Source organism: Gordonia araii NBRC 100433 (assembly GCF_000241265.1).
Classification (GTDB): Bacteria; Actinomycetota; Actinomycetes; order Mycobacteriales; family Mycobacteriaceae; genus Gordonia; species Gordonia araii.
In genome coordinates this window covers 162,846-176,262 of the sequence record NZ_BAEE01000056.1, presented here as the reverse complement: position 1 = coordinate 176,262, position 13,417 = coordinate 162,846, and the positions used below count along the sequence as shown (strand labels likewise).

The 13,417-nt window shown below is 69.8% G+C and carries 11 protein-coding genes; 4 read left to right on the top strand and 7 right to left on the bottom strand.

Annotated features, from left to right (window positions below; translation table 11 throughout):
* Nucleotides 1–17: 17 nt before the first annotated feature.
* The 3 genes from GOARA_RS20410 to GOARA_RS11260 all read right to left on the bottom strand — a co-directional run bounded on the left by GOARA_RS20410 (nt 18) and on the right by GOARA_RS11260 (nt 2,721).
* A complete protein-coding gene (locus GOARA_RS20410; RefSeq protein ID WP_007322499.1) occupies nt 18–1,055 on the bottom strand; it encodes a hypothetical protein in 1,038 nt (345 codons plus the stop codon).
* A 128-nt stretch (nt 1,056–1,183) separates the two neighbouring features.
* Entirely contained in the window at nt 1,184–2,029 is an 846-nt protein-coding gene (locus tag GOARA_RS11265) for an HpcH/HpaI aldolase/citrate lyase family protein (RefSeq protein WP_007322498.1), read from the bottom strand.
* A 41-nt stretch (nt 2,030–2,070) separates the two neighbouring features.
* Nucleotides 2,071–2,721 (bottom strand): TetR/AcrR family transcriptional regulator, encoded by a 651-nt coding sequence (locus GOARA_RS11260; RefSeq protein WP_007322497.1) that lies wholly within the window; start codon nt 2,719–2,721, stop codon nt 2,071–2,073.
* Between the two features lie 160 nt (nt 2,722–2,881).
* Between GOARA_RS11260 and GOARA_RS11255 the strand changes: the two genes are divergently transcribed.
* The 4 genes from GOARA_RS11255 to GOARA_RS11240 are packed head-to-tail and all read left to right on the top strand — an operon-like array spanning nt 2,882 to nt 8,017.
* The gene (locus GOARA_RS11255; RefSeq protein ID WP_007322496.1) at nt 2,882–4,417 is read left to right on the top strand and encodes an amino acid permease; all 1,536 of its coding nucleotides are present in this window, start codon (nt 2,882–2,884) and stop codon (nt 4,415–4,417) included.
* Between the two features lie 34 nt (nt 4,418–4,451).
* Nucleotides 4,452–5,282 carry an urea amidolyase associated protein UAAP1 gene (locus GOARA_RS11250; RefSeq protein ID WP_007322495.1) on the top strand — a complete coding sequence of 277 codons (831 nt, stop codon included), beginning with the start codon at nt 4,452–4,454 and terminating at the stop codon, nt 5,280–5,282.
* A 36-nt stretch (nt 5,283–5,318) separates the two neighbouring features.
* Nucleotides 5,319–6,011, top strand: a complete 693-nt coding sequence (locus GOARA_RS11245; protein ID WP_007322494.1) for an urea amidolyase associated protein UAAP2 — start codon at nt 5,319–5,321, stop codon at nt 6,009–6,011.
* Nucleotides 6,008–8,017: a 5-oxoprolinase/urea amidolyase family protein gene (locus tag GOARA_RS11240; RefSeq protein ID WP_007322493.1), complete on the top strand. Its 2,010-nt coding sequence runs from the start codon at nt 6,008–6,010 to the stop codon at nt 8,015–8,017. The genes GOARA_RS11245 and GOARA_RS11240 overlap by 4 nt, the downstream gene beginning before the upstream one ends.
* Here GOARA_RS11240 and GOARA_RS11235 read toward each other — a convergent pair.
* Genes GOARA_RS11235 through GOARA_RS11220 form a run of 4 tightly spaced genes read right to left on the bottom strand, consistent with a single transcriptional unit; the run spans nt 8,014 to nt 13,414 of the window.
* The gene (locus GOARA_RS11235; RefSeq protein WP_007322492.1) at nt 8,014–9,657 is read right to left on the bottom strand and encodes an AMP-binding protein; all 1,644 of its coding nucleotides are present in this window, start codon (nt 9,655–9,657) and stop codon (nt 8,014–8,016) included. The two genes, GOARA_RS11240 and GOARA_RS11235, sit on opposite strands and share 4 nt — an antisense overlap.
* Before the next feature lie 28 nt (nt 9,658–9,685).
* The gene (locus tag GOARA_RS11230) at nt 9,686–10,189 is read right to left on the bottom strand and encodes a MaoC family dehydratase (protein WP_007322491.1); all 504 of its coding nucleotides are present in this window, start codon (nt 10,187–10,189) and stop codon (nt 9,686–9,688) included.
* Nucleotides 10,186–11,334 (bottom strand): acyl-CoA dehydrogenase family protein, encoded by a 1,149-nt coding sequence (locus tag GOARA_RS11225; RefSeq protein WP_007322490.1) that lies wholly within the window; start codon nt 11,332–11,334, stop codon nt 10,186–10,188. The genes GOARA_RS11230 and GOARA_RS11225 overlap by 4 nt, the downstream gene beginning before the upstream one ends.
* A gap of 16 nt (nt 11,335–11,350) precedes the next feature.
* Complete coding sequence (locus GOARA_RS11220) at nt 11,351–13,414, bottom strand: acetyl/propionyl/methylcrotonyl-CoA carboxylase subunit alpha (RefSeq protein ID WP_007322489.1); 2,064 nt, start codon at nt 13,412–13,414, stop codon at nt 11,351–11,353.
* Nucleotides 13,415–13,417 lie beyond the last annotated feature (3 nt).

The window sequence follows — 13,417 nt, the reverse complement described above, 5'->3', positions numbered from 1 at the left end:
TGATCAATCAGTGGCGGCTACTGCTGCTGGCCACCGTTGGTGTCGATGACCTTCGTCGCCGAGTCGGCAGCCTGGCCGGCGGCGTCTGCCGCTGTGTCGACGACCTGAGTGGCCGCCGAGGAGGCGTCGGCCGAGGCCGCTGCGGCGTCGGCGGCGTAGCCGGACGCACCCTGGGCGGTCTCCGCGGCGGCCGGCGCCGTCGCGCTCGGGTAGCTGTAGCCGGTGGCGGCAGCGGTCGCCGGTGCGGCGGCAGCAGCGGTCGTTCCCGCGGCAACGGCGGTGTTGGCGTCGGCGGTCGCCGCTTCTGCCGAGCCCGTCTCGGCGGCCACCGCGGCCTCCGAACCGGGCTCGGGAGCGACCTTCGCCTTACCGAGCGCGACGATGAGCCAGAAGATGGCCACGCCCAGCGTCACGAGCCCGAAGAAGACGCTGATGAAGGAGATCATCCGATCGTGGTAGAGCCCATCGAGGAGGAACACCCGCGCGAGACCGCCGATGAAGGTCACCGAGGCCACCGCCGTCACGACGGTCACCAGCGCCTTGTCCTTGGCCAGTCCGGCCGTGCCGGCCACGCCGGCCAGGACGATGAGAATCAGTGCCCACTCGAGGTTGAAGGTGGACGCGAACAGGCCGATGAGGAAAAGAATCACCGAGAGCCCCAGCGTGGAGAACGCCAAGATCTGCGCGATGTTCGACGGCAGCCCCTGGCTCGGCGGCTTCGGCGGGGTGTAGGCCTGCTGGCCGTAGTAGCCCTGCTGGCCGTAACCCTGCTGACCGTAGGCCTGCTGCTGGCCGTAGCCCTGCTGGGCATAACCCTGCTGGCCGTAGCCCTGGGCATAGCCTTGCTGCTGGCCGTAGTCCTGCTGACCGTAGGCCTGCTGCTGGCCGTAGCCCTGCTGGCTGTAATCCTGCTGGCCGTAGGCCTGCTGCTGGCCATAGGCCTGCTGTTGCTGGCCGTAATCCTGTTGGCCGTAGGCCTGCTGCTGGCCGTAGGCGGCCGGGTCCTGCGGGTTGGCGGGCTGCTGGCCGTAGCCGGCCGGTCCTTGATAGGTCATTGCTTGGTGACTCCTTGTCGTTCTGGGGCAGCGGCGACGCCGAACCCGCGTACGCGCATGCACCACCACGCTAGTACATTGCCCGTGCCCGGATCGGCCCGGTGACCGACCGATCCGCCGATCGGAACCTAGCCACCCGCCCGCAACAGTACGGCGCGCGCCTGACTCAGCACAGGACCGTCGACCATCCGCCCGTCGAAGGTGAACACGCCCGAGTGCTCGTCGGCGGCGGCGACGACCGCCGCGGCCCACGCCACCTCCTCGTCGGACGGCCGGTATCCCGCCCTGATGATCTCCACCTGGGACGGGTGGATGCAGGCCGTCGCCTGGTAGCCGAGCGCCACCGCGTCGCGCACCTCGTCGCGCAACCCGTCGACGTCCTCGATGTCCAGGTGTACCGCGTCGATGGCGAAGCGATCGTGCGCGGCGGCCGCCAGGCGCACGGTCGACCGTACGTAGCGCGCGACGTCGCGATAGGTGCCCGTGCGCGGTTCCTCCGGCCCGAAGCGCGACGAGGAACCGCCGAGTCCGGCGACCAGATCCTCGGCGCCCCACATGAGACCGACCACGTTCGGCGCCCCGGCGATCTCGTTGGCGTTGACCGCCCCGAGCGGGGTCTCGATGAGGGCGACGGCTTGCATCTCGGTCCGGGCGACTTCGTCCGCGGTCTGCGCCTTGGCCACCAGGATCACCCGGTACATCGTCTCGGCGATGGCTGCGAGATCGCGGCGCGCCTCTCCCGTCGATGCGGGGTTGATGCGCACGATGGTGCGGTCGGGGTCGAGCTGATTGGCCACCAGGGCTTCGCGTGCTGCGTCGCGGCGATCCGGGGCGACGGCGTCCTCCAGATCGAGGATGACGACGTCGGCGCGCTCGGCGGCCTTCTCGTAACGATCGGGGCGATCCGCGGGGCAAAACAGGAGGGCAGGCCCGGCGGGCGCCCAGCGGGAATCCGATCCAATACTCGCTGGCATGGATCAAACGCTACTCGACGGCCCGACGGCGACGTGCCGGGTTACCGCGGCGGCCGGTGGGTCATCAACATCTCGATCGCCCCGACGACCGTGTCCACCAGGCTCGCCGCGGTGTCGTTTCCGACCTGACCGGTGGCCTCGTCGCCGCGCATCATGATCACCGACTCGACGAGCCGGAACGGCAGCAGGTTGCGCTTGTCGCGCGGATCGCCGAGCACGTCGGTCGCCAGCGTTGCATAGGCGTCGGCCAGCTCGAGCCGCGCGGAGCGGAAGTCGGCGAACCGGTCGGCGCGCAACTCGGGCAGGAGATAGAGCGCACCCAGGTTCCACCGCGCCCTCGTCAGCTGACCGACGTCGAACCGCGCCAGTTCCAGGAGCCGTTCCAGTGCCGGGCCGTCGGCGGCCAAGAGCTCCCGGGCGCGGTCGAGAGGGCCGGCGACCGTCGTCTCCAGAAGCGCGGCGAGGATGTCGTCCTTGGTCGAGAAGTAGTGGTACATCGAGGCCTGCCGGATGCCGACGGCCTCGGCGATCATCCGTGTCGACGTCGTCGTGAAGCCGCGGCTGGTGAACAGTTCGGCCGCCGCGTCGAGGATCTCCTCGCGCGCGGTCGCGGCGTCGCGCCTGCGCTCGACGAGCCGCGGACGCCCCGGCCCCGACGTGCCGCGTCCCCCCGATTTCGCCCGTGCGGTCATGGGCGCCGAGTTTACCGGCGGCGGTTTACGAGTTTGTTGCGGCGATTAGCGGGGACGAAACATTTCTGTCATCGGGTAGAAAAGCGACTCCGCTTATCTATCAGCAGACAGATACCGCTCAACGGCGAGCGCCCGCACGTCTCCCCTGAGAAGGAACCTCATGACGACCACCGCATCGGCGTCCGCCTCCGAACTGACCACCGGCCACGACGCCGACGACCTGTCCGAGTTCGGCTACGACCAGCAGCTGCACCGCTCCCTCGGTAAGTTCGCCTCTTTCGCCGCCGGCTTCTCCTTCGTCTCGATCCTGACGACGATCTTCCAGTTGTTCGGCCTGGGCTTCGGTTTCGGCGGGCCGGCCTTCTTCTGGACGTGGCCGATCGTCTACGCCGGGCAGTTCCTGGTGGCGCTGTGCTTCGCCGAGATCGCCGCGCGCTATCCGATCTCGGGAGCCATCTACCAATGGTCGCGGCGCATGGGCGGCGAGGTCGTCGGGTGGTTCGGCGGCTGGTTCATGATGATCGCGCAGATCGTCACCGCTTCGGCAGCGGCGATCGCGCTGCAGGTCGTCCTGCCGTCGATCTGGAGCGGATTCCAGATCATCGGCGACGACCCGACGCTGACGTCGACCAGCGGTGCGGCCAACGCGGTCCTGCTCGGATCGATCCTCCTGGTCGTCGTCACCGCCATCAATTGCATCGGCGTCGCCTGGATGAGCCGGGTCAACAGCATCGGCGTCACCTGTGAACTCGTCGGCGTCGTCGCGGTGGTCCTGGCGCTGTTCACCCACGCGCAGCGCGGACCGTCGGTCGTCTTCGACACCGGCCTGCCCGGCCAGCAGCCCGGCTACATCTGGGCGTTCATCGTCTCGGGCCTGATGGCCGCCTACGTCATGGTGGGATTCGGCTCGGCGGGCGAGCTGGCCGAGGAGACCCGCAACCCGCGCCGCGTCGCGCCGCGCACCATCCGCATGGCGCTGACCGTCTCGGCGATCGGCGGCGGCCTGATGCTGCTGGGCGCCCTGATGGCCGCCCCGACTCTCGACGAACAGCTCGCCAACGGCGGCCTGCCGTACGTGCTGGACTCGATCCTCGGTGGGTTCTGGGGCAAGGTTCTGCTCGCCGACGTCGCCGTGGCCATCTTCATCTGCACCCTGGCCATCCAGACGGCCTGCTCGCGGCTGATGTTCTCGATGGCCCGCGACGGCCGGCTCCCCTTCTCGTCGACGCTCGCACACGTCAACAAGCGCACCGGAACCCCGATCGCGCCCGCCATCCTCATCGGCGTGCTGTGCATCGGCATCCTGGCGGTCAACGTCGGCAACTCGGCGATCTTCGCCACCCTCGCCAGCGTCTGCATCATCCTCATCTACCTCGCCTACCTGGCGGTCACCGGTCCGATGCTCTACCGGCGCCTCAAGGGCTGGCCGCACGGCGGCCCGGCCGTCGACGCCGACGGGCGCAAGCTCTTCTCGCTCGGCCGCTTCGGCATCGTGGTCAATGTTCTCGCTGTCGGCTACGGCGCCCTCATGGTGGTGAACCTGGCCTGGCCGCGCGCCGAGGTCTTCGATCCGGCCGGTGAGATGCCGATCCTGCGCTGGGCCGGCCCCATCTGCATCGCGGCGACCGTTCTCGTCGGCATCGCGTGCTTCCCGCGCGGCAAGGTCCACCCCAATCCCGTGACCGTCGGCGAATAGCCGCACCCACCCAGCACCGAGGAGTCCTTCGACGATGAGCACCAATACCACCGCCGGCGCCCGCGAACACGCTCGCGCCCAGGCCGGCACCATCACCGACAGCATGCCGGTCATCCCGGCCAGCGACTGGCCGTCGCCACCGGCAAAGGTCGACGCCGCGACTCTCACATGGGCCGAGACCGTTCCCGGCGGGCGCTACACCGTCAAAGCGCTGGCCCGCGGAACCCGGATCAGGCTGCGCGACGTCGACGGGTCGGCGTGCGCCCACCTGCTGCTGTGGCGGACCGACGCCCCCTGGGAGCGCCTCAACGTTGCCGACACGGTCAAGGTGCCGTGGCAGGCCTACCTGGGCGCGGGGCATCCGCTGCTCTCCGATCAAGGACGAGTGCTGGCGACCATCGTCGCCGACGATTCCGGACGTCACGACGCCCTGTGCGGCACGACGACCAGGGCGGCGAACACTGCGAAGTACGGCGACGGCAGTGCGCACGGCCCGGCGCCGGCCGGGCGCGAACTGTTCCTGCTCGCAGCGGCCAAGCAGGGACTCGGTCCGGCCGACGTCGCGCCGTCGCTGTCCTTCTTCCACGGGGTGACGGTCGCCGAAGACGGCGCGCTGGTCTCGACCGGCACCGCGGGTCCCGATCGCGCCGTCGACCTGGTGCTGCACCTGCCCTGCCTCGTCGCCGTCGCCAACACGGCGCACCCGTGTGACGAGTCGCCGACTTTCGACACCGGCCCGCTCGAAGTGCTGGCCTGGCGGGCCGGCGCCGATCTGGACGCACTGATCGCCGACGAGAGTACCGAGCCGGAGTATCGCCGGGCCGTGGCCAACACCGAAGACATCTGGGCCGCAACGCATTTCTGATTCGCCCGCCCCCGCACCATCGCAACAGGAGACCCCATGACCACCACCATCACCGATCCGGTGCAGGCACCGGCCGCCGACCTCAAACTGGGCACCGGCCCGGTCATCCTCGACGCCGTCGTCGGCGAGCGGGGCCCGTGGTCGGGTGTCGTCGCCGCGGGCGACGTGCTCACCATCGTCGACCTGCACGGCAACCAGGCGGTCGACACCCTGTTCTACGGCGTCGACGACCGAGGAGCGCCGTCGCCGTCCGCGCGGTACTCGGCCCAGGCCACCATCGCGGCGCAGGGCAACATCTTCCTGACCACCGGCAGCGTGCTGCGCGACCAGGAATCGCGGCCTCTCATGACGATCGTCGCCGACGAGGTCGGCAACCACGACACCGTCGGCGGCGCGTGCTCGCAGGAGTCGAACACGCTGCGCTACGGCCACCACACCAAGCACCAGCACGCCTGCGTGGAGAACTTTCTCGCCGAGGGCGCCCGCCACGGCCTCGGTAAGGCCGACCTCGTCGGCAACGTGAACTTCTTCATGAACGTCCCGGTCGACGACGACGGATCCCTGGGCATCGTCGACGGGCTGTCGGCACCGGGCAAGCGGCTGGCGCTGCGCGCCGAGGCCGACACCCTCGTCCTGATCTCCAACTGCCCGCAGATCAACAACCCGTGCAACGGTTTCGACCCGACGGCTGTCCGGGTCATCGTCACGCGGAAGGCGCGGGCCCGATGACGATCACCGTGGTGCGCGGCGGCCCACAGACGACCATTCAGGATTGGCCCGGGCGCGTCGGCTACTGGAAGGTGGGCGTCCCGCCGTCGGGTCCGATGGACGATCTGTCCTTCCGCCTGGCCAACCTCGCCGTCGGCAATCCGGAGACGGCCACGGGCCTGGAGGCGACGCTGCACGGGCCCGCGCTGCGGTTCGACGAACCGGCCGTCGTCGCCGTCACCGGCGCACCCGTGTCCGTCACCGTGGCCGGAAAGCCGGTGCCGCAATGGGTTCCGCTGCGCGTCGCGGCCGGCGACGTCCTCGACGTCGGCGCGGTCGGCGCGCTGGGCATGCGCGTCTACATCGCCGTCGCGGGCGGCATCGACGCCCAGGACTACCTGGGCAGCGCGTCGACGTTCACCCTCGGCCGCTTCGGCGGCCTCGACGGGCGGGCGCTGGCCGAGGGCGACGAACTCCGCGTCGCCACCGGCGGCGCCGCGGCGACCAGACCGCGCCGCATCTTGTTCGACGAACAGCCGGCCTTCACCAACCAGTGGGCCCTCGCCGTCACCGTCGGTCCGCACGGCGCACCCGAGTTCTTCACCCCCGGCGACATCGACGACCTGTTCGGCAGCGCCTACGAGGTGCATTTCAACTCCGACCGCACCGGTGTCCGGCTGGTCGGCCCGCAGCCGCGCTGGGCGCGAGCCGACGGCGGTGAGGCGGGCCTGCACCCGTCGAACATCCACGACAACGCCTACTCGGTCGGCGCCCTCGACTTCACCGGGGACACCCCGATCCTCCTCGGCCCGGACGGTCCGAGCCTGGGCGGCTTCGTCTGCCCGCTCACCGTCGTGACAGCGCAGCGGTGGAAGCTCGGGCAGCTCAAGCCCGGTGACACGGTGCGGTTCGTCGCGGTGCGCAGCGACGAGACGGCCTCGCCCGCGCAGATCGGGCTCGGCCGCCGCGCGACCGTCCCCCACGTCCTGTCCGCCGGCGGGGACGCCGACAACGGAATCCTGGCGACGTCGACGACCGCGGACGGCACCACGACGGTCACCTATCGACGCAGCGGCGACGACAACATCCTCGTCGAGTACGGGGAGATGACGCTCGACCTGGCGCTGCGCGCCCGGGTGCACGCGTTGAGCGAGCGGATCGAGGCGCAGCGTCCGCGCGGCCTGCTCGACCTCACCCCGGGCATCCGGTCGTTGCAGGTCAAGGCCGACCCCGACGTGTGGTCGCAGCGGCGGATGCTGGACTGGCTGATCGAGTGCGAAGCCGACCTGCCCGCCGCCGAGGACCTCGTCGTGCCCAGTCGCACGGTCGAACTGCCGCTCTCCTGGGACGACCCGTCGACGCGGGAAGCCATCGAGCGCTACATGCTCGGGGTCAGGTCCGACGCCCCCTGGTGCCCGTGGAACATCGAATTCATCCGCCGGATGAACGGACTGGACTCGGTCGACGACGTGTACCGCACGGTGTTCGACGCCGGCTATCTGGTCCTCGGACTCGGCGACGTGTACCTCGGGGCGCCGGTGGCGGTTCCGCTCGACCCGCGCCACCGGCTGGTCACGACCAAGTACAACCCCGCCCGCACCTGGACGCCGGAGAACGCGGTCGGCATCGGCGGCGCCTACCTGTGCATCTATGGCATGGAGGGCCCGGGCGGGTACCAGTTCGTCGGCCGCACCACCCAGGTGTGGAATCACCGCCACCCGCTTGCCTCGCCCGGATTCGATCCCGAGCATCCGTGGCTGCTCCGCTTCTTCGACCAGATCCGGTGGTACCCGGTCAGCGCCGAGGAACTCCTCGACATGCGCGCCGACGTCGCGGCCGGGCGCGGAACCAGCACGCGCATCACCGACGGCACGTTCTCCCTGGCGCAGCACCAGCGCTTCCTCGACGCGAACGCCGAGGACATCGCCGCCCGTCGCCATGCGATGACTCTGGCCCGGGACGAGGAACGCCGGCGCTGGTCAGCCCAAGGCGAGTTCGCGACGAAGACGGCGGTGGGCGTGAGCTAAGCCAGGCCGAGCAGCTCGATCGCCTCGGCGCGCATGTCGACCTTGCGCACCTTGCCCGTCACCGTCATCGGGAATTCGTCGACCACGTGGACGTATTTCGGGATCTTGTGGCGGGCGATCTTCCCGTCGGCGAAGGCGCGGAGGTCCTCGACGGTGAAGTCGGCGACACCGTCGCGCAGGCGCACCCATGCCATCAGCTCTTCGCCGTAGCGCTCGTCGGGGACGCCGATCACCTGCGCGTCGAGGATGTCGGGATGGGTGTAGAGGAATTCCTCGATCTCGCGCGGGTAGATGTTCTCGCCGCCGCGGATCACCATGTCCTTGATGCGGCCGGTGATCTGCACGTACCCGTTCTCGCCCATCACCGCGATGTCCCCGGTGTGCATCCAGCCCTGCTCGTCGAGTACTTCCGCGGTCTTCTCCGGCTGGTTCCAGTAGCCCTTCATCACGCTGTAGCCGCGCGTGCAGAACTCGCCGGCGACCCCGCGCGGCACGGTGTCCCCGGTGGCCGGATCGACGACCTTGATCTCCAGGTGCGGCCCGACGCGGCCGACGGTACCCACGCGCAGCCCCAGCTCGTCGTCGGTCCTGGTCTGCGTGGAGACCGGGGAGGTCTCGGTCATGCCGTAGCAGATCGACACCTCCTCCATGTGCATCCGGTCGACGACCTCGCGCATGACCTGCTCGGGACAGGGCGATCCGGCCATGATGCCGGTGCGCAGGCTGGACAGGTCGTAGTCGCCGAAGTCGGGCAGCGCGAGTTCGGCGATGAACATCGTCGGCACCCCGTACAGGCTGGTGCAGCCGAACTCGGCGACAGCCGTCAGTGTCGCCGCCGGGTCGAAGGCGGGCGCCGGAATGACCATTGCGGCCCCGTGCGTGGTCGCGGCGAGGTTGCCCATGACCATGCCGAAGCAGTGATAGAAGGGCACCGGGATGCAGATGCGGTCGGCGTCGGTGTAGCCAAGCAGTTCCCCGACCAGATACCCGTTGTTGAGGATGTTGCGGTGGGTGAGCGTCGCCCCCTTGGGCGCCCCGGTGGTTCCGGAGGTGAACTGGATGTTGATCGGGTCGTCCGGGTCGAGGCCGGCGGCGGCTTCCGCGACGGCGGCGACTTCCGCGTCGGACGGATCGGCCAGCAGCGCCGCCCACTCCTGGCTGCCGAAGACGACCAGCGGAACGGGCTCGGGCAGCGAATCCGCGGCCCGGGCGACCATGGTCGGATAGTCCGAGTCCTTGAAGGCCGGCGAAGCGAGCACCAGCGAGATGCCGGCGTGGCCGAGCGCGAAGTCGAGCTCGTTCTGCCGGTAGGACGGATTGATGTTGACCAGGATGGCGCCCATCGCCGCCGTGGCGTACTGCGCCAGCACCCACTCGGCGCGATTGGGCGACCACACACCCACCCGGTCACCACGGCCGACGCCCGAGCGCAGGAGCCCGGCGGCGAGGGCGCGCACGTCGCGGGCCATCTCGCGGTAGGTCCACGTGCGGCCGGCGGCGGCGTCGGCGATCGCCAGGTTCTCGCCGAGTCTCTCCGCGGTGGCGACGAAGTTGTCGTAGATCGTCTCGTCCAGCAGCTGCGGCTGCGGCTCGCCGCGCGAATACGACTGCTCGACGGTTGCGGGGGCCTTCTCGTCCACCGGTCTCACCTCACCCTTTGTTCGTTGTTCAGTCTGTTTCCGGTCGCAGCCGCACCAGGGTGGACCGCGACGCCCGGGCGACGACGACGCCGTCCTGGTTACGTCCGATGTGAGTCAAGCTGACCACGCCCTCCCCCGGCCGGGACTTCGATTCCCGCTTTCCGGTGCACTCGGTCTCGGCGTAGAGCGTGTCGCCGGCGAACATCGGCGCGGGGAACGCGATATCGGAGAAGCCGAGGTTGGCGACCAGGGTGCCCTGGGTCAGCTGGGCCACCGACAGGCCGACGATGGTCGAGAGCGTGAACATCGAGTTGATGAGCCGCTGCCCGTCGAATCCCGGCTGTTCCGCCGACCAGGCCGCATCGAGATGCAGCGCCTGGGTGTTCATCGTCAGCGTGGTGAACAGGACGTTGTCGGCCTCGGTGACGGTGCGGCCCGGCCGGTGCTCGTAGACCGCACCGATCTCGAACTCCTCGAACCAGAGTCCGCGCTGGGTGACCCGTTTGGCCGGCGGGAGGGCGGCGCCGGTCACGACGGCAGTCCCAGCGCGCGGGCGATGAGCATGAGCTGCACCTCCGTGGTGCCCTCGCCGATTTCCAGGATCTTCGAATCGCGGTAGTGGCGGGAGACCGGGTACTCGTTCATGAATCCGTAGCCGCCGTGGATCTGCGTGGCCATCCGGGCGTTGTCCATCGCCGCCTCGCTGGAGATCATCTTGGCGATCGCCGCCTCCTTCTTGAACGGTTTGCCGGCGAGCATCTTGGCGGCGGCGTCGTAGTAGGCGGTGCGGGCGACGTGCGCCCTGGCCTCCATCCGCGCGATGGCGAAGGAGATGGACTGGTAGGAGTTGATGGGTTTGCCGAAGGACTTGCGCTCCCCGGCGTATTTGACGCACTCGTCGACGCAGCCCTGTGCCACGCCGGTTGCCAGGCCGGCGATCGCGATGCGCCCCTCGTCGAGGATCGACAGGAAGTTCGCGTAGCCGCGTCCGCGCGTGCCGAGCAGGTTCTCCGCCGGCACGCGGACGTCGGTGAAGCTGAGCGGGTGCGTGTCCGACGCGTGCCAGCCGACCTTGTCGTAGGCGGGTTCGGCGACGAAGCCGGGCGTGCCGGCCGGGACGATGATCGTCGAGATCTCCTTCTTGCCGTCGTCGCCCGTGCCGGTCACCGCGGTCACCGTGACGAGCGACGTGATGTCGGACCCGGAGTTGGTGATGAACTGCTTGGCCCCGTTGATCACCCACTCGTCGCCGTCGGCGACCGCCGTCGTGGCCGTCGCGCCCGCGTCGCTGCCCGCGCCCGGCTCGGTCAGGCCGAACCCGGCCAACCGCTTTCCGGCGACGAGGTCGGGCAGCCACCGCTGCTTCTGTTCCTCGGTGCCGAACCGGTAGATCGGCATGGCGCCGAGCCCGACCCCCGCCTCCAGCGTGATCGCCACCGACTGGTCGGCCTTGCCCAGCTCCTCCAGCGCCAGGGCCAGGGCGAAGTAGTCGCCGCCCATCCCGCCGTACTCCTCGGGGAAGGGCAGGCCGAACAGCCCCATCTCGCCCATCTGCGCGACGACCTCGTAGGGGAAGGTCTTCTCCCGGTCGTGCTCGTAGGACACCGGCGCGACGACCTGGCGCGTGAAGTCGCGCACGCTGGCGATCAGGTCGGTGTACTCGCTCGTCAGTTCCATCTGCGGCGCTCCTCCATCATTCGGTTCGGTCTTCTTCGGTGCCGGCCGGCACGGCCGTCACATGCGCGAGAACCTGCGACGCGTCGACCTTCTCACCGGCGGTCACCGTGATCGACGCCGTGCCGGCGACCGGCGCGCGCAGCGTGTGCTCCATCTTCATCGCTTCGACGACGACCAGTGGGTCGCCCGCCTCGACGGTGCTCCCGTCGACACCGGGGACGTCGACGACGGTGCCGGGCATCGGGCTGCGCACGTCGCCGGCCGCGTCGGCGTCGCCGGAGGATTCGAGCACGTGCGCCTGCTGCATGATCCAGGTGCCCTCTTCGCCGCACACCCAGCGCTGGGCGAGTCCGCCCGTCGGCTCGACGACCCATCGCGAGCCGATTCCGTCGCAGCGCACGGTGACGGCGTGGCCGTCGCGCGGTTTGAGATAGACCGACCCGTGCCACGGTTCGCCGCCGGCGTCTTCGTCGGTGATCGTCGTCTCCGCGTGCACGGTGCGCAGGTCCGATTCGGTGACCAGCGCCGACACCGTGTACTTCCGGCCGTCGCAGACCAGGCGCGTCACGATCGGCGACGGCGCTCCGATCCGGAACGCGACGGCGCTGCTCCACACGTCGTCGGGACGGCCGAGGGACAGCGTGCCCAATGCCCCGGCGACGAGCGCCGCGGGGGTGGGCGCCGGAGGTTCGTAGTCGGCGACGAGGCGGTCTAGCAGTTCGGTGTCGAGGTCGCCGTCACGGACCTGGGGCCGGCCCAGGACGTAACGGCAGAATTCGATATTGGTGCCGACGCCGACGAGTACGGCCTTGGCCAGCGCCTCGTCGAGCCGGTCGAGCGCCTCGGTGCGGTCGGCGCCGTGACAGACGATCTTCGCGAGCATCGGGTCGTAGTCGGTGCCGACGACCGATCCGGTTTCGATGCCGGCATCGACGCGTACGCCGGCTCCCCCCGGCCATACGAGCGTCCGGACGGTTCCGCCGGTGGGCAGGAACCCCTGTACCGGATCCTCTGCGTACACCCGCGCCTCGACGGCGTGTCCGCTCAGCACCACGTCCTCCTGGGCGATGGTGAGGGCTTCGCCCCGGGCGACGCGGATCTGTTGTTCCACCAGGTCGATCCCGGTGACCATCTCGGTGACGGGATGCTCGACCTGTAGGCGCGTGTTCATCTCCATGAAGAAGAACTCGTCGGGCCGGTGCGCGGAGACGATGAACTCGACGGTGCCCGCACCGGTGTAGCCGACACTGCGCGCGGCATCGCAGGCCGCTTCGCCGATCCGGGCGCGCGTCGCGGCGTCGAGGAGGGCCGACGGCGCCTCCTCGATCACCTTCTGGTGGCGGCGCTGCAGCGAGCACTCGCGTTCGCCCAGATGGATCACCGTGCCGTGCTCGTCGGCGAGAACCTGCACCTCGATATGCCTGGGCGTATCGACGAAATGCTCGAGGAACAGCGTGTCGTCGCCGAAGGCGGCCGACGCCTCCCGGCGCGCGGTGGCCAGCGCCGCGGGCAGGTCCGCGGGGTTCTCGACGCGGTGCATGCCCTTGCCGCCGCCGCCCGCACTCGGCTTGATGAGCACCGGGAAGCCGATATCCGGTGCGGCGGCGATCAGGTCGTCGTCGGTGAGTCCGGGCCGCGACAGTCCCGGGACCACCGGAACGTCGCGCCGCGTCACCGCCTCCCGCGCCGCGATCTTGTCGCCCATGGTCGCGATGGCCGTCGCGGGCGGACCGATGAAGACGATGCCGGCCGCGGCCAGGACCCCGGCGAACTCTTGATTCTCCGAGAGGAAGCCGTAGCCGGGGTGAACGGCGTCGGCACCGGTTTGCGCCGCGGCGCGCACGACCTTGTCGATGTCGAGATAGCTCTGCGCCGCCGGGGCCGGTCCGAGGCGCACGGCCACGTCCGCGGCGGCGACATGCGGGGCGTGCGCGTCGGCGTCGGAGTAGACGGCGATGGAACGGATTCCCATGGCGCGCAGCGATGCGATCACGCGGCACGCGATCTCACCCCGGTTGGCCACGAGGACGCTGCGGATGGTCCGCGTGGGAGCGGCGGAAGCGGTGGTTGCGGTAGTCATGTC